We start from the raw sequence: 22,309 nt of genomic DNA, 5'->3' as shown, positions 1-22,309 counted from the left end.
GAGTCATGCCAATGGCCGATTTCCTCCGCGGGTGGTCCGGATGCGCGACAATGCCCGGCACCGCGCGGGCGGTGCCGGGCACCGGGTCCGGCCCCGGCCGGGGTGCCGGAGCGGGTCCGGCGGGGAGGGAATCCGCTGGTGCGGACGGGTGTGGCGGGGGACGGGCGGCGGGTGGGCGGTTCTAGGGCCGGCCGGCGGTGCGGCGGGTTGGGCGGGTGAGGGAGTCGATCACCACAGTGGCGAGCAGCACACCACCGGTGATCATGAACTGCACCGGGGACTCGATGCCCTCCAGCGCCAGCCCGTACTGGATGGAGACGATGACCAGCACGCCGAGCAGGGCGTTCCAGGTGCTGCCGCGTCCGCCGAAGAGGCTGGTGCCGCCGATGACGGCCGCCGCGATCACATTCATCAGGAGTTCACCGCCGCCGGCGCTCTGATTGGCGGCGGCGATCTTGGAGGCGAGGAAGAGTCCGCCGATGGCCGCGAAGGTGCCCGCGACGGCGAAGACGGAGACACGGACGGCAGTGACATTGACACCGGCCCGGCGGGCCGCTTCCACACTCCCGCCCAGGGCGAGGACCCTTCGGCCGCAGAGGGTGCGGCGGAGCACGAAATCGGTGATCACCAGGACGGCGAGGAAGAGGACCACCGCCAGCGGCAGGCCCTTGTACTGGTTGTAGGTGAAGGCGGCGCCGAAGGAGACCAGCGCGAGCAGGGCCGTGCGCAGCACGATGCCGGCGAGCGGGCGGGCGGGTACGCCCGCGGCGGTGCGGCGGCGGCGGTCGAGGAATCCGGCGAGGAAGTATCCGGCGACGGCGGCGGCGGCGAGTCCGTGGGCGGCGGCCACATCGGTGAAGTAGTACGTGGTGAGGCTGCCGACGATGCCGTCGTCCGCCAGGTTGACGGTGCCGCTGTCGCCGAGCAGCTGGAGCATGAAGCCCTGCCAGAAGAGCAGCCCGGCCAGGGTCACGGCGAAGGCCGGGGCGCCGACACGGGCGAAGAAGAAGCCGTGCAGGGCCCCGATGGCCGTGCCGCCCGCGACGGCGGCCAGGACCGCCAGCCATTCCCGGACGCCGTGGGAGACGCTCAGTACGGCGACGATCGCGCCCGAGACACCGCTGACGGCGCCCACGGAGAGATCGATCTCGCCAAGGAGCAGGACGAAGGTGATGCCGACGGCCATCATTCCGGTGCCGACCATCGAGACCGTGATGTTGCTCAGGTTCTCGGCGGAGAGGAAGCCGCCGTTCATGTGCTGGAAGGCAGCCCAGATGAGGACCAGGCCGATGATCACCGGGGTGGAGCCGAGGTCGCCGGCACCGGCCCGGCGCCGGAGGCCGGCGAGATGTCCCGTGAGGCCCCGCTCCCCGGCGAGCGGCCGGGGGTCCGCGGCGGTGACGGCCGGCGCGGTGTCCTTCGGGAGGTCGGCCGGGGTGAGGTCCTTCGGAGGGCCGGCCGGGGTGAGGGCCTTCTTCCGGAAGCCGGCCGGCGCGGTGTCCTTCCGGAGGTCGGCCGGGTCCGGAGCCGCTTCCGCGGAATCCGGCGGGTCCGCTGGTGTCACCGGGTGACCTCCTCCGTCTCGTGGGGATCGGGCCCGGGCGCCGCCGGGGGCCCCGCGCCGCGCGCGGCCCGGCGGGTCACGGCGTTCTCGGCGGCGCCGGTGATGGCGGAGACGATGTCCTCCCGCGAGGTGTGGCGGACATCGAAGTCACCGTTGTTCCGGCCCAGGCGCAGCACGGCGACCCGGTCGGCGACCGCTCGGACATCGGCCATGTCGTGGCTGACCAGGATGACGGCGAGGCCGCGCTCGCGGAGCCGTTCCACCAGGTCGAGAACTTGGGCGGTCTGTTCGACGCCGAGGGCGGCGGTGGGTTCGTCCAGGACGACCAGCCGCGGTTCGCCGAGCAGGGAGCGGGCGATGGCGACCGTCTGCCGCTGGCCGCCGGAGAGCGAGGCGACGGGGACGCGGACGCTGGGGATGCGGATGGAGAGCGTACCGAGGAGTTCGAGGGTGCGGCGCTCCATCTCCACCTCGTCCAGGACACCCCGGGTGCGCAGCTCCCGGCCGAGGTGGAGATTGCCGACGACATCGAGGTTGTCGCAGAGCGCGAGGTCCTGGTAGACGGTGGCGATGCCGAGTTCCCGCGCGTCGTGCGGGCTGCCGACCGACACCGGCCGGCCGTCCCACTCGATGGTCCCGTCATCGATGGGATGGACCCCGGCGATGGCCTTGACCAGGGTGGACTTTCCGGCGCCGTTGTCGCCGACGAGGGCGACGACCTCTCCGGCGCGGACCTCCAGCTCGACATCGGTGAGTGCCCGGACGGCACCGAATCGCTTGGAGACTCCGCGCAGCGCCAGTACGGGTGGGGCGGACATCCGCATCATCCCCTCACTTCAGGCCGAGCTTGTCGCAGGCGGCCTCGTAGGCGGGTGCGCAGATTTCCCGGATGGTCCAGATGCCGTCCCTGACGACCGTGTCGGCGATGTTCTCCCTGGTCAGGGAGACCACTGGGACCAGCACCGAGGGCACTCCCCGTACCGTCGGGCTGTCGACCGTGTCCTCGGCGATGCCCGCGAGATCCTCGCCCCTGGCGAGGGCCACGGCCATCTCCGCCGCCGCGCTCGCCTCGCCGGCGTAGGGCTTGTAGACGCTCTGGTACTGCTCGCCGGCCACGATCCGCTGGACGGCGGCGAGTTCGGCGTCCTGGCCGGTGACCGGTGGCAGCGTTGCCGGACCGGCGCCCTTGAGTGCGGTGATGACGCCGCCCGCCATGCCGTCGTTGGCGGCGTAGACGCCGGCGATCCTGTCCTTGCCGAGGGCGGAGATGGCCGCCTCCATGTTGGCGTTGGCGTTCTCCGGCTTCCACTCCTTGGTGTCGTACTCCTTGCCGATCCTCACCTTGCCGTCGAGCACCGCGTGCGCACCCTTCTTGTAGAGCGCCGCGTTGGGGTCGGTGATGGAGCCGTTCATCATGACGATCAGGCCGGAGCCGGCCTTGTCGCCGAGCGCGTCGAGGAGGGCCTGTCCCTGGACGCGGCCGACCTCCTCGTTGTCGAAGGAGGTGTAGGCGTCGATCGGGCCCTCGGCGAGCCGGTCGAAGGCGACGACCGGGATCCCGGCCTCATCGGCCTTGCGCACCCCGGCCGCGACGGCCCTGGAGTCGACCGCGTCCAGGATCAGCACATCGACCCTGTTGGTGATCATGGTGTCGATCTGCTGGGCCTGGAGCGCGGCGTCCTGCTTGGCGTTGGCGTACACCATCTCGGCCTTCCCGTCGGTCAGTTCGGCGAGCCGCTGCTCGATCAGCGGCTTGTCGAACCTCTCGTAGCGGGCGGTCTGGTTCTCGGGCAGGAGGAGGCCGACCGAGATGTCGTCGCCCTGCGCACCGCCGGACGCCTTCCCCTTCGCCTTGTCCCCCGACTCCCCGGCACTGCCGCAGGCGGCGAGTGAGACGGCCATCGCCGAGGCGGCGGCGGCAACGGCGGCCCGGCGCAGTTGTGCGTTCATCTCTGAACCTCCCTGACGGGGCCGCGACATCGCGGCCGAGGTGGCAGGCAGTCAACTCGGCCCCGGAGTCGGCGTCAAGGAGTAAATCCCCGACAAGATGACAACGGTGCCATGCGTTCTCTAGATGAACACTGAATCCGTACCGGGGAGTTCGCTGTCGAGCAGGGCGCCGTCGCCCATCTCGCTCAGCACCAGGGCGAGGGCGCCCAGCACCTCGGCGCGCGGGCCGAGGGCACCGGTGACGAGGGAGAGCTGCCGGGCCGCGCTCGGGATGGCGTACCGGGCGAGGGATTCCCCGACGGGGCCGAGGACCAGGTCCCCCGCGTCCGCCAGATCACCGCCGATGATCACCCGGCTGGGATTGAGGAGATTGCAGAGGACCGCCACCCCGCTGCCGATGTGGCGGCCGGCGTCGGCGATGACCCGGCGGCAGCCGGGGTCCCCCTGCCGGGCCAGCCGGACCACCTCCTCCATCGTGAGACCGGGGCCGTGGCTGGTGTGGAGCAGCGGGAGCACATGGCGGGCGGCGGCGAAGGTCTCCAGACATCCCCGGTTGCCGCAGCGGCAGACCGGACCGGACTCGTCCAGGGTGATGTGGCCGATCTCGCCGGCCGTGCCGCCCGGCCCCCGGTAGACCCGGCCGCCCATCACCAGACCGGCGCCGACCCCGCCCGCGACCTTGATGTACGCCAGATCCCGCACGCCCCGGCCGGCGCCCCAGACGAGCTCGCCGAGGGCCCCGAGATTGGCATCGTTGTCCACATGGACGGGGACTCCGAGCCGACCGGACATCTCCTCGCCGGGGTTGGTGCCGATCCAGCCGGGCAGCATCGCGGTGGAGCCCAGGATCCCGGAGGCGCCGTCGATGGGCCCGGGCAGCCCGAGCCCGACCCCGATGACCTTGTCCTGTACGGTCCCCGCGGTGGCGATCATCTGCTTGACCAGGCGTTCGGCCCGGTCGAAGCCCTCCGCGGCCGAAGCGTCCACGGCGAACGGCTCGGACTCCTCGGCGAGCACCCGATGGGTGAGATCGGCGATCGCCACCCGCAGATGGGTATGGCCGAAATCAACGCCCACCACACAGCCCGCGTCCCCGCTGAGCGAGATGGAGCGGGCACGGCGACCGCCGGCCGAGGTGGGGGTGACCTCCACGGTCCCGCCCTCTTTGAGCTCGCGGACGATGTTGGAGACCGTGGCCGCCGAGAGACCGGTGCTCCGCGCGATCTCGGCCTGGGTCAGCGAACCGGCCATGCGCACCGCGCGCACCACCCGTTCGAGATTGGCCCGGTGCAGTGATGTCTGCGATCCCGGAGTCCCCATTGGCTCACCACTCCCGCCCCGGGGCCGGCACGATGGCCCGCCCCCGTCCGGGGCCGGCTCGGGCCGCCCCGGATTTCTCCAACTTGTGAAGCCTAAGCTCACTGTCCGGTGGGTATTCCGTCAAGAGCCGATCTCACCGGCGGGACGACGAAGGCCCCCGGCGGAGAGTTCCGCGGGGGCCGTCGCCTTCACTGTCGTACGAGAGGGGTCACGGTCGTACGAGAGGAGTTCGTTGGGTTCGAGTCCACCAGGGTCCGCACGAGACCTGCTGGAGCCGTACCGGAGTGGCGGGCGGCGTCCGGCCGGGCCGGAGGCGTACCGCCGGGGCCGCTACTTCACCGCCCCCGCCGTCAGTCCGGCGACCACCTGGCGCTGGAAGATGATGTACGCCGCCAGCACCGGCAGCATCGCCATCACCAGACCGGCGAAGAGCCCGGACCAGTCGCCCTTGTAGCCCTGGCTGACCGCGAGCTGGACCAGGCCCTGCGAGAGCACCTTCTTCTCCGGGTCGGTGTTGAGCACCGTGGGCAGCAGATACTGGTTCCACTGTCCCAGGAAGTTGAAGATACCGACGCTGATCAGGCCGGGCTTCGCCATCGGCAGCATGACCTGGAAGAACGTCCGGGTGTGCGAGGCGCCGTCCATGAAGGCCGCCTCCGCCACCGAGGACGGCAGGGTCCGGAAGAACGCCGTCAGGAAGAAGACGGTGAACGGCAGCGAGTAGGCGATGTAGACCAGGATCAGACCGTGCAGGGTGTTGACCAGGGCCATGTTCTGGAGCACGTAGAAGAGCGGCACCAGAGCGAGGATGACCGGGAAGCTCATTCCTCCGATGAAGAGGAAGTAGAGGAACCGGCTTCCGGGGAACTCGAAGCGCGCCAGCACATAGGCGGCCATCGAGCCGAAGAGCAGGGTGCCGAAGAGCGATCCGCCCACCACCAGGATGGTGTTGAGGAAGTAGTCGCTCATATGGGCTTCGGTCCAGGCCCGCGACCAGTTCTCGAAGTGCAGCTTGTCCGGCAGTGCCCACGGATCCGTGAAGATCGACTTGTCGTTCTTGAACGAGGTCATGACCGCCCACAGCAGCGGCATCACCACCATGATCGCCCAGAGGATCAGCACACCGTGGGAGAAGACATTGAGGACGCCGCCCTCGGACTTCGCCTTCTGCTTGGCCGCGCTCCCGCTGGGGGCGCTGGTCTTCGTCTCGGTTCCGCCGGTGGCGGTGGCCTCGACGGAGGTCTCGGTCGTCTTCATCAGAACTCCAGCCGCTCGCGCCGGCCCAGCTTCATCACCACGGCCGCGAAGAGCATCGTGACGATGAGCAGTGCGACACCGATCGTTGTTGCGTAGGCGGCCTGACCGTCACGGAAGGCCTTCTGGTACACGTACAGCGGCATGACGATCGTGGAGAAGTCGGGGCCGCCGCCATTGGGGCCCACCGTCATGATCTGCACAACCGCGAAGGACTCCGCGCCCAGCGCGAGGATGCCCATGTAGACCCAGCCGGACTGCACGGTGTCCCAGAGCAGCGGCAGCGTGATCTTGAAGAAGGTGGTGAAGCGGCTCGCGCCGTCCAGCAGCGCCGCCTCGTAGAAGTCCTTGGGGATGGAGGCCATGCCCGCGGAGAAGAGGACCACGAAGAAGCCGACCGTGGACCAGATCAGCACCGCCATCACACACCAGAGCGCGAAATCGGGGTCACCGAGCCAGTCCGGCAGGCTCTCCTCGCCCACGCCCACCGCCTTCAGCGCGGAGTTGATCGCGCCGCTGTTGGGGTTGTAGGCGAACTGGAAGAGCAGCGCCACGATCGCGATCGACAGCACCTGGGGGAAGAAGTACACGATCTTGTAGAACGACGATCCGCGCACACCCGAGATGGCCGCACCCTTGCGGCGCCGGCCACCGACATTGAGCATGAACGCGAAGAACAGCGCCAGGCCCACCGTGGCCACCGGCAGCAGCAGCGCGAAGGTGAGGCTGTGCTGGAGCGACTTCCAGAAGACGGTGTCGTCCAGCATCCTGCTGTAGTTGTCGAACCCGATCATCTTGAACTCGGGGCTGAGACCGCTCCAGTCCGTGAACGAGTAGTAGATGGACTGAATGAATGGCCAGATGACAAACGTCGCGTACAAGGCCAGGGGCGCCACCAAGAACCCCACGATGAAACGGTACTTTCCGTGCTGCATTTTTTACCGACCCCGATCTTCCTGCGGAGGCGCCGCTGGTGCACCGCGTGCGCGCGTGGAGAAACCGGGGCCCCGCTCCCGGTCGGCGGACATGGGGCCCCGGCTGTGATCACTGGTGCTTGTAGTGCTTGATGGAGGTGTCCTTGGCAGCCTCGTCGGCGTAGCCCTGGATCTTCTTGATGGTCTCCGCCGGGGTCAGCCGGCCGGCCATCATCTCGCCGAGACCACCGGTACCGATCTTCTCCGCCTGAAGCGCCCTGTACCAGTCCTGGAGGCGCGGGTTGACGACATTGTCGCCGGCCTTCTCCAGCGCGGCCACGGCGGACGCCAGTCCCGGGGTCAGCTGCAGACCGTCGGTACCGCCGTTGAACGCGGTCAGGGACTTCACCTGGCCGGTGAAGTTCTTGGAGGACGCCTCGCTCAGCATGATGCGGAGCTGCTCCATGCCGCCGTCGGGGTTCTTGGCCTTGGACGGGACGATGAAGGGCTCACCGCCGGACGCCCACAGGGTGCCGAAGGGCATCTTGTCCGAGGAGTCGATGCCGGTCGGCGCCGCAACCGCGAGGTTGAAGTCCTTGGGCATGGTCTTCGCGGCCTCGTTCTCGACCCACGAGCCGTTGGGGAGGAAGAGGGCCTTGCCCTCGGTCCAGGCGGTCTGCGACTGGATGTGGTCCAGACCGGGGGTGCCCCGAAGGATGTAGCCCTTCTTGAAGAGCTCGTAGTAGGCCTCGAAACAGGTCTTGACCGCCGGGTGCTTCCAGGCGTTCGGCTCCAGGTTGTCGATCGCCTTGAGCACATCGGCGCCGCCGACCTTGGCGATCATCGGGTAGAGCGAGAAGGGGATGTAGTACGGGTGCTTGCCCGCGTACGTCCAGCCCGCGATGTCCTTCTTCTTCGCCTTGGCACAGACGTCGAGCATCTGGTCCCAGGTCTCCGGGTACTCGACCTCGAGCGAGTCCAGGGCCTTCTGGGAGTACCAGACGCCGTAGACGGTGTAGGCGTAGTAGAGGACCCAGACGGGGTCGCCCTCGAACTGGCCCATCTCGACGATGCCGGGCCGCAGGGTGTCGCGGACCTTCTTCGACGGGTCGTCGATGGAGGCGGCGTCCAGCAGCGTGGTGAGGTCGGTGAGCTGCTTCTGGCCGACCAGGACGCCCATGTCCATCTGCTCGGCACCCGAGTTGTCGATCAGGTCCGGCGGGGTGCCGCCGTTGAACCGGGGCTGGAGCTCGGTGGTGATCTTCTGGGTGGCCTGGAACTTGACCTTGGCCTTGGGGTAGGTCTTCTCGTAGACCTTGACCGCGTCCTTGGCGTACTGCTGGCCGAACCCGCCATCGAAGATGACGAACTCAAGAGGCGCTGAGGCGTTGACGCCCAGCGGGTTCTTGTCCGACTTCGTACCCTTGTCGACCTTCTTTTCGCTGCCGCTGTCGCCGCTGGCGCAGGCCGAGAGGAAGCTCATCGTCGGAATCGTCAGTGCGCCGATCGCGGCGGACCGCTTGATCAGACTACGACGGCCGAGACCGCCCTCATTGTTGTGCGCGGAAGTGGATCCCATGCTCAAGTCCTCACCTTCATCAGGACTCAGGCGGTGAACCGGTCGCCCGTCCGTCGCTCAGGCGAAGGGCCCCGTTACCGCGGTCAGTTGCTGTGTTTCCCCAGGGGAAAATCAGTTGAAGCTTGGGTTGTCTGCACAGTCGGCAGGGTGAACGGCACACGGGCAGCTGAATATGAGCGCACGGCTGCCCGTCTCCCCCGGTCCCCCTGGGCCCCGCACGCTGTGCAATGGCTGCGCGGGTGCCGACAGGTATAGTCCACTTCCCGTCAAGGGAGCAAGATCGAAAGCAAGGTTGCGCAGGAGTCTTTCCCGAGTTGAGACCTCGCGGATATCTGAGGCGCAGATGGAACCAAACGGCCAGTTCTTCCATCCGCCCCTGATCATTTCACTGGCGACACCACGCCAAAACCCTTGACACCGCCACGAACTCACCTCCCCGCTGATGCCTGTACGCCACACTGACAACGTTGTCCCGCACTCTTCCGAAACGACTCCCCCCAACGAGGGAAAGTCGGCGACGGCCGGACCCGGGCCCCGGCGGAGCCCAAGTCCGGTCCTCACGGCCGCCACTGGCCCACCGCCGGCGGCGCGCCCGCCGGCCGCCGTCGCCATTCCCGCGGCCGGGGCCGCCCCACCTGCGGAACGCGAATTCACCACCTCCCTCGAATCGGATGAACGCCGACCGGAGCGACGTAATACCGTTGATATCAGCTCGGACGGCAAGAAAAGGGCTTTCGACGCCAATGGCGGATTCCTCATCGGCATACCGGGCAATATCACCGATAAGGTGATCGATCTGCATGCCGGTGGTGAACACGCCGCGACCGGGGAGGCCAAGGAGAATCCAGCCGTTCTCCAGCCGGCCACCGCATGGCCGGAGTTCGGCGCCGGCGCCCCGGTGGAGGCCGCGTTCTCCGTCCCGACCTCGGCCGATGACCCCGAATCGCGCGAACCGAGGGGCCGGCCCCTCAAGGGATCCGCCGGCCGCGGGCAGTGCAGGGGTCCCCGGCCGGCGCCGGACGGGCGGGCGCTTCGCGACCGGACGCACACGATCGGCGGCTCGGCCGGGCCGAGCGCACACCGCCGTTCCGCCACGGCGACGAGACGGCACGCTCTCATGACCGCCCAGTCACTTTCGGGCACGGCATCCGCGCCGAGTTGACCCCGCCCGGCCGTGCCGCCATGATGCGGTTCACCTGTCCGGGTGAGGACGGCAGCGCCGCCCTCCACAGCGCGACGGGCATGGCGGACTCTCCACGGGCGCGACCCGCCTCTTCGTGTACGGAGTCCTCGACGCGCCCGGTGCCGGGGATCCGTCACCGGACCCGGCGGGGTGAGCGGACACCCCCGCCCCGACGCCGGCCCGGACCGCGCCGTCACCGACTCCCGGCGGACCGCCCGGCCCGCGTACTCCCTGCTCACCCCGCGCAAGGCGGTCGAACCGGCCGACGGCTTCGCCCAGCGGCGCTGTGCCGGGCACCGGCTCCGATGCCGTCGTCGCGGACGCCCGGGTGAGGAGCGTCCGCCGCACCGCGAGGCGGTGTACGGGACGGCGTACCGGGCGGTGCGCGAGACGGCGCCGGGGGAACGCGACCGCCGTCCCACCTCGCCCGGTGTGGGCCGCGAGGGGATGGAGACGTCCCCCTTGACCGGATACGCCTCCACGAGGACACACGAGGGCCTGTCGTGGCCCCTGGAGGGGTATCTCAACGACCGCGGACTCGCCGGGACGGGCCGGGCGCTCTTCCAGGCGTACCGCACCACCCCGGAGACCGTCTCCCCCGCATGCGCCGGCTCCCGCGGCGGGGTGGTCCAGGAGGTGAGGGAGGCCCGCGACGCGCGGATGGGCGGGTACGGGCGCTCCAACCCCTTCGCCCGGTACACCATTTACCCGTACGACACCGCGTCGCGTCCATGGCGGACGCGGGAGGAGACGCGGGAGGTGTTCTCCCGGCTCTTCTCCGCGCCCGGCTTCCGTCCGGCGGCGACGGGGAGCGGGGAGTATGCCATCGGCTCCCGATTGTTCACCAGGGCGACCGCGCGTCCGGACAATGGCCGGACGCCGGAGGTCGGAGCTCAGAACAGCTGTGTCCGGGGGCTGCGGGTGAGCGGGAGCGAACGCCGGCACCGGACGGTCGCGCGCGGCGGGACCTGGCCTTCGGAATGGGCCCGAAGCCTTCAGCCCTCGGCCCGGGGCTCTCCGCCCTCAGCCCTCCCCGGGTATGGAGACCGAGCAGCTCGCGGGCCGGAACGGCACCGGGGCCGCGCCTCCGTGGTGTACGGAGGAGCGGCCCCGGTGCTCTTCGGGCCCGTGCCGTCAGCCGCGGATGAGGTTCCGCAGCACGTACTGCATGATGCCGCCGTTGCGGTAGTAGTCCGCCTCGCCGGGGGTGTCGATACGGACGACCGCGTCGAACTCGACGCCCGTGTCGGTGGTGACCTTGACGGTGCGCGGGGTGACGCCGTTGTTGAGCTCGGTGACGCCGGTGAAGGAGAAGGTCTCCTCACCGGTGAGCCCGAGGGCCTCGGCGCTCGCGCCCTCCGGGTACTGGAGCGGGAGGACGCCCATGCCGATGAGGTTGGAGCGGTGGATCCGCTCGTACGACTCGGCGATGACGGCCTTCACACCGAGGAGCGCGGTGCCCTTGGCGGCCCAGTCGCGGGAGGAGCCGGAGCCGTACTCCTTGCCCGCCAGGATGACCAGCGGGATGCCCTGGTCGATGTAGTTGCGCGAGGCGTCGTAGATGAAGGACACCGGCGCGTCGGCCTGCGTGAAGTCGCGGGTGAAGCCGCCCTCGGTGCCGGCCGCGATCTGGTTCCGCAGCCGGATGTTGGCGAAGGTGCCGCGGATCATGACCTCGTGGTTGCCTCGGCGGGAGCCGTAGGAGTTGAAGTCGCGGCGCTCGACGCCGTGCTCCGTGAGGTACTTGCCGGCCGGGGTGTCGGCCTTGATCGCACCGGCCGGGGAGATGTGGTCGGTGGTGACCGAGTCGCCCAGCTTGGCCAGCACCCGGGCGTCGGCGATGTCGGAGACCGGGGTGGTCTCCATCTGCATGCCCTCGAAGTAGGGGGGCTTGCGGACGTAGGTGGACTCGGTGTCCCACTCGAAGGTGTTGCCGGTCGGGATCGGCAGCGCCTTCCACTGGGCGTCGCCCGCGAAGACGTCCTGGTAGGACTTGTTGAACATGTCCTCGCCGATGGAGTTGGCGACGACGTCGTTCACCTCGGCCTCGGTGGGCCAGATGTCCTGGAGGTAGACCGGCTTGCCGTCCTGGTCGATGCCGAGGGCGTCGCGGGTGATGTCCACCTTCATGGAGCCCGCGATGGCGTAGGCGACGACCAGCGGCGGGGAGGCCAGGTAGTTCATCTTGACGTCGGGGTTGATCCGGCCCTCGAAGTTCCGGTTGCCGGAGAGCACCGAGGTCACGGCCAGGTCGTGCTCGTTGACGGCCTTGGAGACCTCCTCCGGCAGCGGGCCGGAGTTGCCGATGCAGGTGGTGCAGCCGTAGCCGACGAGGTTGAAGCCGACCTTGTCGAGGTAGGGGGTGAGCCCCGCCTTGTCGAAGTAGTCGGTGACGACCTTGGAGCCGGGCGCCAGGGTGGTCTTGACCCACGGCTTGCGGGTCAGGCCCTTCTCGACCGCCTTCTTGGCCACCAGCGCGGCGGCGACCATGACGTACGGGTTCGAGGTGTTGGTGCAGGAGGTGATCGCGGCGACGGTCACGGCGCCGTGGTCGATCTCGTACGTCGAGCCGTCGGGGGCGGTGACGGTGGTCGGACGCGACGGCACGCCATTGGCCGAGGCCGGCGAGTCGGAGGCCGGGAAGGACTCCTTGCCCGCCTCCTCGTCGTCCGAGACGTAGTTGCGCACGTCCACGGCGAACTGCTGAGCGGCGTTGGCGAGGACGATCCGGTCCTGCGGGCGCTTCGGTCCGGCGATGGAGGGGACGACGGTGGCGAGGTCGAGCTCCAGCTTCTCGGAGAAGTCGGGCTCGGCGGCCGGGTCGAGCCAGAGGCCCTGCTCCTTGGCGTACGCCTCGACCAGCGCGACCTGCTGCTCGTCGCGGCCGGTGAGACGCAGGTACTTCAGGGTCTCGCCGTCGATCGGGAACATGGCGGCGGTGGAGCCGAACTCCGGCGACATGTTGCCGATGGTGGCGCGGTTGGCGAGCGAGGTGGCGGCGACGCCCTCACCGTAGAACTCGACGAACTTGCCGACGACCCCGTGCTTGCGGAGCATCTCGGTGATGGTGAGCACCAGGTCGGTGGCGGTGGTGCCGGGGGTGAGCTCACCGGTCAGCTTGAAGCCGACGACGCGCGGGATGAGCATGGAGACCGGCTGGCCGAGCATCGCGGCCTCGGCCTCGATGCCGCCGACGCCCCAGCCGAGCACACCGAGGCCGTTGACCATGGTGGTGTGCGAGTCGGTGCCGACGAGGGTGTCGGGGTACGCCTGGCCCTTGCGGACCATGACGGTGCGGGCCAGGTGCTCGATGTTGACCTGGTGGACGATGCCGGTGCCCGGCGGGACGACCTTGAACTCGTCGAACGCGGTCTGGCCCCAGCGGAGGAACTGGTAGCGCTCGCGGTTGCGGCCGTACTCCAGCTCGACGTTCTGCGCGAAGGCGTCGCTGGTGCCGAACTTGTCGGCGATGACGGAGTGATCGATGACCAGCTCGGCCGGGGCCAGCGGGTTGATCTTCGCCGGATCGCCGCCCAGCTCCTTGACGGCCTCGCGCATGGTGGCGAGGTCCACGACGCAGGGCACACCGGTGAAGTCCTGCATGATCACGCGAGCCGGCGTGAACTGGATCTCCTGGCTGGGCTGCGCCTGGGAGTCCCAGCCGCCCAGCGCCCGGATGTGGTCGGCGGTGATGTTCGCGCCGTCCTCCGTGCGGAGCAGGTTCTCCAGCAGCACCTTCAGGCTGTACGGGAGGCGCGCGGAGCCCTCGACCTTGTCCAGCCTGAAGATCTCGTACGACTCGTCGCCCACGCGCAGCGTGCTGCGGGCGTCGAAGCTGTTCGCCGACACGACAGTCTCCTTCATCAATGTGCGCGTACTACGTCCATGCTGCCGCCACGGCTTCTCACCGATCCGCTAAGGTAGGGCTTAGTTAGGTCACCCTTACCGAGTGGCGGCTGCGGCACGTCTTCGGCAGATATCTCGATGTCGAGATAACTCTAGTACATCGGTGCGGCTGGGTCATGCCCGGGCGCCCGTGACCCGCGTCATCAAAGCGATGACACGGGCCGCCGTACGGCCGTATCCCTCCGCCCGGCCGGGCGGAGGGATACGGATCATTCCCGCCCGGGCGGCGGGGCGCCGGACGGTGTCGCGAAGGCCGGAGCCCCGGACGAGCCGGATCCGCCACGGCTCGACGCGGACCACCCCGCACCCGGAACCCTCCGCCCGGCCGGCGACGGCCCGGGACGGTGTGCGGACTCTTCCCCGGATGGACCAACCCGACCGGGACCACGGCACGCGGTCGGCCGGCCCGCCGGCCCACACCGATGACGGACAGCGCGAGGGCACCCCGGAGCGCCGGCCCGTTCCGCACCCCCTAAAGAAAGGGGACGAGCGGGAACAGAATCCGACGAATCCGGCGGAGAGCTCCGCCGGTCCGGGCCGGCGCGAGGTGAGGGTGCACGGGCCCGGCGCGCGTATACCCGGATGGCGCCGCACCACTTGACGGGTTCCGGCCCCCGACGGATCGTCAGAACGCGAGCCCTTGTGTGTGCGACTCACCCATCCGCCACCCCCAGCGCGCGCCTCATCTCATATCTGAGATAGCCTCACGCTCATGGCAGACGACTACCTCGTACGCATCGGCAAGCTCATCCGTGATGCCCGGCAGCATCGCGGCTGGACTCAGACGCAACTGGCGGAAGCGCTCAGCACGAGTCAGAGCGCGGTCAATCGCATTGAGCGCGGTAACCAGAACATCAGCCTTGAGATGATCGCGCGCATCGGTGAGGCGCTCGACAGTGAAATCGTGTCGCTCGGCTATGCCGGACCCATGCATCTGCGCGTGGTCGGCGGTCGCCGTCTCTCGGGTGCGATCGACGTCAAGACGAGCAAGAACGCCTGTGTGGCGCTGCTCTGCGGCTCGCTCCTCAACAAGGGCCGTACGGTGCTGCGCCGGGTGGCGCGCATCGAGGAGGTCTTCCGTCTGCTGGAGGTTCTCAACTCCATCGGGGTGCGCACCCGCTGGATCAATGAGGGCGTCGACCTGGAGATCGTGCCCCCGGCGCAGCTGGACATGGACGCGATCGACGCGGACGCGGCCCGCCGCACCCGCTCCATCATCATGTTCCTCGGTCCCCTGCTGCACCGGATGGACTCCTTCAAGCTGCCGTACGCGGGCGGCTGCGATCTCGGCACCCGGACGATCGAGCCCCACATGATCGCGCTCCGCCGGTTCGGCCTGGACATCACCGCGACCGAGGGGCTGTACCACGCGGAGGTCCGGCCCTCGTCCCCCGACCGCCCGATCGTCCTGACCGAGCGCGGCGACACCGTGACCGAGAACGCCCTGCTGGCGGCTGCCCGCCACGACGGTGTCACGGTCATCCGGAACGCCTCGTCCAACTACATGGTCCAGGATCTCTGCTTCTTCCTGGAGGCCCTGGGCGTACGGGTGGAGGGGGTCGGCACCACCACGCTGACCGTGCACGGTGTGCCCACCATCGACGTGGATGTCGACTACTCCCCGTCCGAGGACCCGGTGGAGGCGATGAGCCTGCTCGCCGCCGCCGTGGTGACCGAGTCGGAGCTGACGATCCGCCGGGTGCCGATCGAGTTCCTGGAGATCGAGCTCGCGGTGCTGGAGGAGATGGGCCTCGACCACGACCGCTCCAGCGAGTACACCGCGGACAACGGACGCACCCGGCTGGTCGATCTGACGGTCCGCCCCTCCAAGCTGGAGGCGCCGATCGACAAGATCCACCCGATGCCCTTCCCCGGTCTGAACATCGACAATGTGCCGTTCTTCGCGGCTATCGCGGCGGTGGCACAGGGCCAGACCCTGATCCACGACTGGGTGTACGACAACCGGGCGATCTATCTGACCGACCTGAACCGCCTGGGCGGCCGGCTCCAGCTGCTCGACCCCCACCGGGTCCTGGTGGAGGGCCCCACCCGCTGGCGCGCGGCGGAGATGATGTGCCCGCCGGCCCTGCGTCCCGCGGTGGTGGTGCTGCTGGCGATGATGGCGGCGGAGGGCACCTCGGTGCTGCGGAATGTGTATGTCATCAACCGGGGGTACGAGGAGCTGGCCGAGCGGCTGAACTCGGTGGGCGCGCAGATCGAGATCTTCCGCGACATCTGACCTGCCGCCGTACATGGACGACTTCCTTGGCGAAGTCGATGTCCTCCAGAGCGAGCCCGAGCGCTTCCCTTGCCGGAGTCCGAGACCCGCCGCGATCACGAGGAGAAGCCGGTAACGGTCCGGCAAGGCCGCCCGTACCGCCAGCACCTGTTCGGCTGACGCAGTAGCGGGTGCACTTGCCGTACAGGGCGGTGCGTTCACGTTTGCCAGTTTCGGGTTCGGGCGCTTCTTCAGCCATCGGTCTTCTATGTAGCCGGCCAGGTGGAACTCCTTGGTGATGAGGGTGACGGCGGCGTTCTACGGCGCAGGAGGCCGTGTCAGGCGGTGGTAAAGCGGGCGGAACGCCCCTGCGGCCGGACGCTGAGTGGGTTGAGGGTGGCGTTGGAGCGGCAGTCGGCCTGCTCCTGTTCGCGGACCCAGGCATCGAGGGCTTCCACTCGGTACATGACGCGACCGCGGGGGCCCATGCGGAAGCTCGGCGGTCCCTGACGGAGGTGGCGCCGGACGTAGAGGGTGTGGGGTGAGAGGCCGAGGTAATCGGCGGCCTCCTTCACGGTCAGGAAGGCCGTGCGTACCGCCGCGGAGGAAGCAGTGGGCGCAGGCAAGGGTCGTGCAGGCATTTGGGGTTCTCTGTGAGGGACGGGAGAGGCGAGCCCGGCTGGGCGGAAACCACTGGTCCGCCCAGCCGTTGCCTGTCGTGAGGCAGGGAAGAATCGCGGACAAGCCGCGACCCGGTGTGCCGCTACGGACGCCGTGCGGTCGAAGTCGGCTGGCTCGGCAGGTCAGGAAGGGTCAAGGCAGCTTCGAGTCGGTCCCAAGGGATCTCGTCCCGTGTCGGCTTGCGAAGGCAGTTCGCGAAGCGCTCAGCGAGGCGAGGAGCGCCCATTCCGGCGCATTCGGCCACCGCAAGGATGTGGCCCGCCGTCTGGTCGCCGTTCTTCAGCCACGCCGCGATGCGCGCGTCACGGAGAGCCGATACATGCCTACCGAGCGCGAGTCGAGTTCACGGGCCTGCAGAACCGCCGCCCGCGCTTGCCGCCAAACCTTCCGGTAGACCTCGGCGGTAAGCGGCCGTCCATCGTCGAGAACGAATATCGCGTCCTCAGGGCCGAGAACGCGCCGGATGATCTCCTTCTTCAGGATCACCGCCAACTCACGGCAGACGGGAACACGCCGTAAAACGCCCGCGCGGTCCGAACCCTTCTCGCGGCGCTCTTGAGCCTGAGAGTGAACCAGGAGCCAACCCGCTCTTCACTAACAACTGTGGCCATGACAATGCTCCTTGGGGGTGTGAGGTGGGGATAGACACCACTGTCCAGCCATCGCATGCGAATCGCACGGCGGCCGAACTTCTCCAATGGTCCGGAGAATCGCCGGCTTGGGTAACCGGCGATCCCGTGCTACGGCACGCCGCTCACGCACATACTCTTCCGCAAGCTGATCTAGGTTCGCTTGCTTCGCCGCACGTTTCCAGTCACTTCCGGGATCAATATGTCTGCCGTCGGCGAACCACACGGCAAACCGCCACGCTGGTGCCGAAAACACCAGGGTCGACCCATCGAGCACTCGGCCCTGAACGAGCGAAAGCGTTTTAACAGAGCAGGCGCCTTCTAAGTACCTGCTCTACCGGCTCCTCACCAACACGGTCGGAACGCCCTCTGAACGCGGGGACCGCCGACTCCTGCCACCTACCGCGACCGGTCATCGTGGCGCACTCTTCGGGCCCTGAGCGACTTGGGCCGCCTCCTCATACGCCCCCGAGCCCGGAAGAGAGCCGGAGAGGGAGGGTGATCGCGAACAGGACCAGCCGGTCAGCCCGCTGCGACTACGATTCCGTACAGGTCCGGGGCATGCGCCGGACCCGGCCCGCACCCCGGCGCCCTCCACCGTTCGTGAAGCCCGTCCCCGCCTGTCCCGTACCGGAGGTCCCCAGGTGTCGTCGACTCCCCGGCCGTCCGCTCCTCGCCCCGGTCCGCCGCTGGCCCGTGAGCACTGGTTTCAGCCGCGTCGTTCCGGTTTCCGCTGGGAGCAGGAGGGCCTGGACCACATCCGTCGGCTGATGCCGGCGACCGAGCCGTACCGGGCCTGGGCCACCTTCCAGTTCACCGGCGTCACCGGTCGGGTCAACGAGTGCGATCTGCTGATCGCGGTGCCCGGTGGCGTGTACCTCCTGGAGCTCAAGGGACATCCAGGCCGGGTGGTGAACCACGGTGACACCTGGCAGTTCCACAGCGACCGGGTGCGCACGCTCCGTAATCCGCTGCACCTGACCGATCTCAAGGCCAAGGAACTCAAGGCCCAGCTGGAGCAGGCAGCCCGCGCCTCCGGTATCGATCCGCGCAAGGTGCCCTTCATCAAGCCGGCCGTTTTCCTGCACGACGCCGCCCTGGTGAGCGAGCTGGACGAGTTCCAGCGCACCGCCGTCTACGGGCTGAACGACTCCGGAAGCGGGCTGCCCGGCATCTGGGACGGACTGCTCGGACTCCCTCCGGAGCGGGAGAGCTGGCGGGTTACCCCGCAGGACAGCGCCCGCCTCGAACAGCTGATGAAACGCGTCGGGATCAGCCACTCCACCGCTCATCTGCGGTACGGGGACGACTGGCGCCTCGAGCCGCGGGCCCTGGACGCGGGCCCTGGGTGGGAGGACCGCCTCGCGGTCCGCGACGACAGCCTGGCCAAGGAGAGCGGCCGGGTCCGGATCTATCTGTCGGGGCAGGACTCGTCCGCCGAGCAGCGCAGCCGCCTCGACCGTGCGGCCCGTCGCGAGTACCAGGTCCTGCAGGGGATCAACCACCGCGGCATCGTCCAGGCCGTGCAGATCCGCGAGCACCAGGGCGGCCCGGCGATCCTCTTCCGGCACCGCAAGGCCGATCTGCGGCTGGACGCCTACCTGAACGCCTATGGGGGCCTCCTCTCCCCCGCGATGCGTCTGGATCTGGTGCGCCAGCTCGCCGAGGCCGTGCGGTACGCGCACAATCGCTCGCTCTACCACCGGGCGCTGGCCGCCCGCTCGGTGTACGTCAGCGCCCGCGAGGACGGCACGGACCCGACCTTGCGGATCGCGGACTGGCAGACGGCCGCCCGGGACTTCGAATCCAGCTCCCATCTTTCGCTGGCCGACACTCCGCTGGACTCCGGTCTGGTGGCCGACACGGCCCAGGTGTATCTCGCCCCGGAGACGTCCCGGGAGTTCGCCGACCCGGTCGACCTGGACATCTTCGGCCTCGGCAGCCTCTCCTACCTCCTGCTGACCGGGAAGCCGCCCGCCGAGGCACGCAGCTCCCTGGTGGACCGGCTGGCCGCCGAGGGCGGACTGCATCCGTACGCGGTCTCCGACAGTGTCTCGGCCACCCTGGACGACCTGGTCTTCCGGGCCACCGCCTCCGATGTGCAGCACCGGCTCACCTCGGCCGAGGAGTTCCTGCGGCTGCTCGACGCCGCGGAGGCCGAGTTCGCGCAGACCGGACGGTCGGCTGCGGTGACGGTCGACCCGCTGACCGCCAAGGCCGGGCAGTATCTGGACCAGGAGTGGGAGGTCGTACGGGTCCTCGGCACCGGCGCTACCGCCCGCGCGATCCTGGTCGCCCGCCGCACCGAAGAGGGCGCCTACGACGAAGCCTCCCTGCGGGTGTTCAAGGTGGCTCTCGACCGTGAGAAGGACGCCCGTCTCTACGCCGAGGCGAAGGCGCTGCGCGAGGTCGGCGGCAGCCGCATCGTCAAGCTGCTCGCCGACCCGCGTGAGGTGGGCGGCCGCACCGTCCTGGAGATCGAGTACGCGGGCGGGTTCCGTTCCTCCCAGGACCGGGAGCCGGTCAGCCTGGGCTCGCGGCTGCGCGGTGAGGGGCGGCTCGGGTACGGACAGCTGGAGCGGTTCGGCACCGACCTCTTCGACGCTCTGGACACTCTCGCCGCCCGTGGGGTACGCCACCGTGACATCAAGCCGGACAACCTCGGCCTGTTCAAACGCAACGACGGTTCCTGGCAGTTGATGCTGTTCGACTTCTCGCTGGCCGACGCACCCGACCAGGATCTGCGGGCCGGCACCCGCGGCTATCTCGACCCGTTCCTGGGCAGTAGCCGTCGTTCCCGTTACGACGATCACGCCGAGTGGTACGCGGCGGCGGTCACCCTGTACGAGATGGCCACGGGCGAACGACCGGTGTGGGGCGACGGCCAGGCGGATCCGCTGACCGTCGCGGACGCCGAGCTCCATGTCGCTGACGAGCTGTTCGAGTCCGCCCTGCGCGAGGGACTGACCAGTTTCTTCCACCAGGCACTGCATCGAGATCTCGATCAGCGCTACGGCAGTCTGCGTCTGTTGCAGGATGCCTGGCGGGACGTCTTCCGCCGGGCGGACTCGGCACGGCCCCCTACCACCCCGGCCACGGTGGACCGGCAGGCCGAGGACGTGGAGGACGCCCGGGAACAGGCGGCCGCGGCTGCCGGGCCGAAGACCTCGCTGGACGCGGCGGGGCTCTCGCCGCGGGCCGTCTCGGTGGCGGCCGGTCTCGGAGCCTCCACCGTGGAGGCGCTCCTGGACATCCCGGCGTACTCGATCTCCCGTGCCCGGGGCGCCGGGAACGTGATCCGCAAGGAGCTGAACCGGCGGCGCAAGCAGTGGCTCCAGGAGCTGCGGCAGCGCCCTGCGGGGAGAAGGCCCGTCTCGCTGCCCGCCGACGCTCCCGAGGAGGCGCTGGAGTCGGTGGAGACCCTGGCCGCCCGGCTCACCCCGGCGGCGACGACCGGACGGCGTACCCGGCCACGGCCGGACGTCGTCCTGGCCACCCTGGGTCTGCCCGGTGCCGCCCTGGCCGAGAGCTGGCCCTCCCAACCGGCCATCGCCAGGGCCCTGGACATCAGCCAGCCGACCGTTTCGCAGCACCAGAGCGCCGCTATAGGGCAGTGGGCCGCACTGCCCTGGCTCGGCCGGGTCCGCGACGAGCTGGTGACCGTACTGTCCGAGCAGGGCCGGGTGATGACGGCCGCCGAGCTCGCGGCCGAGCTCCGGGTCAGGCACGCCCCGCAGGACGCGGACGACGACACGGACCGCGCGGACCTGCAGGCGCTGGCGCTGGCCGTGGTACGGGCCGCGGTCGAGGCCGAGTCGCGCCGGCCGGACGAGGCCCACGGGATCGAGCACGGGGACGGAGACGGGGAGGGGTCCGCTCCTCTGCCCCGGATCGCCGTGCTGCGGCGCGGCGGCACGGTCCTGCTGGCTCTGGAGGACCTTCCCGGAAGCGACGACCCGACCCCGGTGGAGCTGGCCGATCACGCGACCGAGCTCGGCCACGCCGCCCAGGCCCTGGCGGCCCGCGATCCGCTGCCGGGCAAGGAGGCCGTCCTGCGCGAACTGCGCGCGGTGCCCGCGCCGGAGGGGATGGCCCCCCCGGCCGACACCCGTCTGGTGGCGCTGGCCGCGTCGATGGCCGGCGGTGTCGGCGTCTCTCCGCGGTTCGAGCTGTTCCCCCTGGACCTCGGTCTGGACCGGGCACTTCGCGTCTCTCAGGCGGCGGCCGGGGTGCGGCGCGCCATCGGCATCGGGGCCGATGACCTGCTGGCCCGGCTCCGCTCCCGCTTCCCGGGTCTGGCGGTACTGGCCGACCTCACGTACGTGGAGCTGGAGGAGGCCCTGGACAAGGCCGGCTTCCCGCTGGAGTACGACCGGGACCGCTCGCTATTCTTCCCGCCCGCGCGCGACCCCGACCGGAGCCGTCCCGCGTACACCATGACGTCCGTGCCGGGGACCGGCACCCTCTACGGCGACGCGCAGGCGGAGCTGGCCGAGGGGCGCGATCCGCGCCGGGTCCTGACCCTGCGCCTCGACGACGCGCTGCGCCGGGGCGGTTTCATGGCGTTGACCGTCAGAGGCGCCTACCTTCCGGGTCTCGCCGAGCGGCTGGCCGAGCGCTGCGGTGTACTCCCGATCGCCCTGGACGACCTGTTCCTCACCGCGCTGCGCGAGCTGGCCGAGGAGCAGGGGGTGCCCTGGCGGGCCCTGCTGAAGGCGGACGCCGGATTCACCGCCACCGGCCTCCTCGGCACCGCTCTGGGTTCCTACACCCGACTCGCCGCCGAGCGCGTGGCGCGGCGGTGCGCGGACCTGGCCGAGGAGGCGGGCCCGCGCACCGTCCCGCTGCTGCATCGGGCCGGCCTGGTGGCCCGCTACTGGGAGGCCGGCGGCCGCGAACTCCTGGTCTCCCTGCAGCAGTCGGCCCGCCGCCCAGCCGACACCCCGCACGGCCTGTGGCTGCTCGTCCCGATGGACGACCCGCAGGCCACCCCGGCGCTGGAGGGACGCACGGTGGACGTGGTGGACCGGGTGAGCGAGTGGGTGGTCCTCGAAGGGCTGCCGTTGAGGGAGCTTCGCGGCGAGGAGTGAGGGCAAGGGGGAGCGGCGGCA

13 protein-coding genes are annotated in these 22,309 nt (G+C 69.6%); 2 read left to right on the top strand and 11 right to left on the bottom strand.

Features of this window, described 5'->3' with window-relative positions; translation table 11 throughout:
- Positions 1–181 precede the first annotated feature (181 nt).
- The 9 genes from AAFN69_RS17895 to acnA form a co-directional block, all read right to left on the bottom strand.
- Entirely contained in the window at positions 182–1,564 is a 1,383-nt protein-coding gene (locus tag AAFN69_RS17895) for a sugar ABC transporter permease (RefSeq protein WP_347729523.1), read from the bottom strand.
- Entirely contained in the window at positions 1,561–2,391 is an 831-nt protein-coding gene (locus AAFN69_RS17890) for an ATP-binding cassette domain-containing protein (RefSeq protein ID WP_347729522.1), read from the bottom strand. The genes AAFN69_RS17895 and AAFN69_RS17890 overlap by 4 nt, the downstream gene beginning before the upstream one ends.
- A gap of 4 nt (positions 2,392–2,395) precedes the next feature.
- The gene (locus AAFN69_RS17885; protein WP_347729521.1) at positions 2,396–3,514 is read right to left on the bottom strand and encodes a substrate-binding domain-containing protein; all 1,119 of its coding nucleotides are present in this window, start codon (positions 3,512–3,514) and stop codon (positions 2,396–2,398) included.
- 120 nt (positions 3,515–3,634) lie between these two features.
- Complete coding sequence (locus tag AAFN69_RS17880; protein ID WP_347729520.1) at positions 3,635–4,834, bottom strand: ROK family transcriptional regulator; 1,200 nt, start codon at positions 4,832–4,834, stop codon at positions 3,635–3,637.
- Between the two features lie 330 nt (positions 4,835–5,164).
- Complete coding sequence (locus AAFN69_RS17875; RefSeq protein ID WP_347729519.1) at positions 5,165–6,091, bottom strand: carbohydrate ABC transporter permease; 927 nt, start codon at positions 6,089–6,091, stop codon at positions 5,165–5,167.
- Positions 6,091–7,023, bottom strand: a complete 933-nt coding sequence (locus AAFN69_RS17870) for a sugar ABC transporter permease (RefSeq protein ID WP_347729518.1) — start codon at positions 7,021–7,023, stop codon at positions 6,091–6,093. Before AAFN69_RS17870 ends, AAFN69_RS17875 begins: the two co-directional genes overlap by 1 nt.
- 109 nt (positions 7,024–7,132) lie before the next feature.
- Complete coding sequence (ngcE, locus tag AAFN69_RS17865; protein WP_347729517.1) at positions 7,133–8,581, bottom strand: N-acetylglucosamine/diacetylchitobiose ABC transporter substrate-binding protein; 1,449 nt, start codon at positions 8,579–8,581, stop codon at positions 7,133–7,135.
- Between the two features lie 1,887 nt (positions 8,582–10,468).
- On the bottom strand, positions 10,469–10,591 hold the full coding sequence (locus AAFN69_RS17860) for a hypothetical protein (RefSeq protein ID WP_347729516.1): 123 nt from the start codon (positions 10,589–10,591) through the stop codon (positions 10,469–10,471).
- Between the two features lie 307 nt (positions 10,592–10,898).
- The gene (gene acnA / locus AAFN69_RS17855) at positions 10,899–13,613 is read right to left on the bottom strand and encodes an aconitate hydratase AcnA (protein WP_347729515.1); all 2,715 of its coding nucleotides are present in this window, start codon (positions 13,611–13,613) and stop codon (positions 10,899–10,901) included.
- Positions 13,614–14,382: 769 nt separating this feature from the next.
- Between acnA and AAFN69_RS17850 the strand changes: the two genes are divergently transcribed.
- A complete protein-coding gene (locus AAFN69_RS17850) occupies positions 14,383–15,909 on the top strand; it encodes a UDP-N-acetylglucosamine 1-carboxyvinyltransferase (RefSeq protein ID WP_347729514.1) in 1,527 nt (508 codons plus the stop codon).
- Between the two features lie 317 nt (positions 15,910–16,226).
- On the opposite strand, the gene AAFN69_RS17845 is transcribed toward AAFN69_RS17850, so the two are convergent.
- Together AAFN69_RS17845 and AAFN69_RS17840 are read right to left on the bottom strand one after the other, a co-directional pair.
- A complete protein-coding gene (locus AAFN69_RS17845; RefSeq protein WP_347729513.1) occupies positions 16,227–16,529 on the bottom strand; it encodes a helix-turn-helix domain-containing protein in 303 nt (100 codons plus the stop codon).
- Positions 16,530–16,848: 319 nt separating this feature from the next.
- Positions 16,849–17,055: a hypothetical protein gene (locus AAFN69_RS17840; RefSeq protein WP_347729512.1), complete on the bottom strand. Its 207-nt coding sequence runs from the start codon at positions 17,053–17,055 to the stop codon at positions 16,849–16,851.
- 787 nt (positions 17,056–17,842) lie between these two features.
- Between AAFN69_RS17840 and pglW the strand changes: the two genes are divergently transcribed.
- Complete coding sequence (pglW, locus tag AAFN69_RS17835) at positions 17,843–22,288, top strand: BREX system serine/threonine kinase PglW (protein WP_347729510.1); 4,446 nt, start codon at positions 17,843–17,845, stop codon at positions 22,286–22,288.
- Positions 22,289–22,309 lie beyond the last annotated feature (21 nt).

The sequence above is a fragment of the Streptomyces sp. CAU 1734 genome (assembly GCF_039888735.1).
Lineage (GTDB): Bacteria > Actinomycetota > Actinomycetes > Streptomycetales > Streptomycetaceae > Streptomyces.
This window is presented reverse-complemented; position numbering and strand designations above follow the sequence as displayed.

Coding starts and splice junctions, on each gene's coding strand:
- AAFN69_RS17890 (WP_347729522.1), bottom strand. CDS start 2,391: ATGATGCGGATGTCCGCCCCACCCGTACTGGCGCTGCGCGGAGTCTCC.
- AAFN69_RS17885 (WP_347729521.1), bottom strand. CDS start 3,514: ATGAACGCACAACTGCGCCGGGCCGCCGTTGCCGCCGCCGCCTCGGCG.
- AAFN69_RS17880 (WP_347729520.1), bottom strand. CDS start 4,834: ATGGGGACTCCGGGATCGCAGACATCACTGCACCGGGCCAATCTCGAA.
- AAFN69_RS17875 (WP_347729519.1), bottom strand. CDS start 6,091: ATGAAGACGACCGAGACCTCCGTCGAGGCCACCGCCACCGGCGGAACC.
- AAFN69_RS17870 (WP_347729518.1), bottom strand. CDS start 7,023: ATGCAGCACGGAAAGTACCGTTTCATCGTGGGGTTCTTGGTGGCGCCC.
- ngcE (WP_347729517.1), bottom strand. CDS start 8,581: ATGGGATCCACTTCCGCGCACAACAATGAGGGCGGTCTCGGCCGTCGT.
- AAFN69_RS17860 (WP_347729516.1), bottom strand. CDS start 10,591: ATGGCATACTCCCCGCTCCCCGTCGCCGCCGGACGGAAGCCGGGCGCG.
- AAFN69_RS17850 (WP_347729514.1), top strand. CDS start 14,383: ATGGCAGACGACTACCTCGTACGCATCGGCAAGCTCATCCGTGATGCC.
- AAFN69_RS17845 (WP_347729513.1), bottom strand. CDS start 16,529: ATGCCTGCACGACCCTTGCCTGCGCCCACTGCTTCCTCCGCGGCGGTA.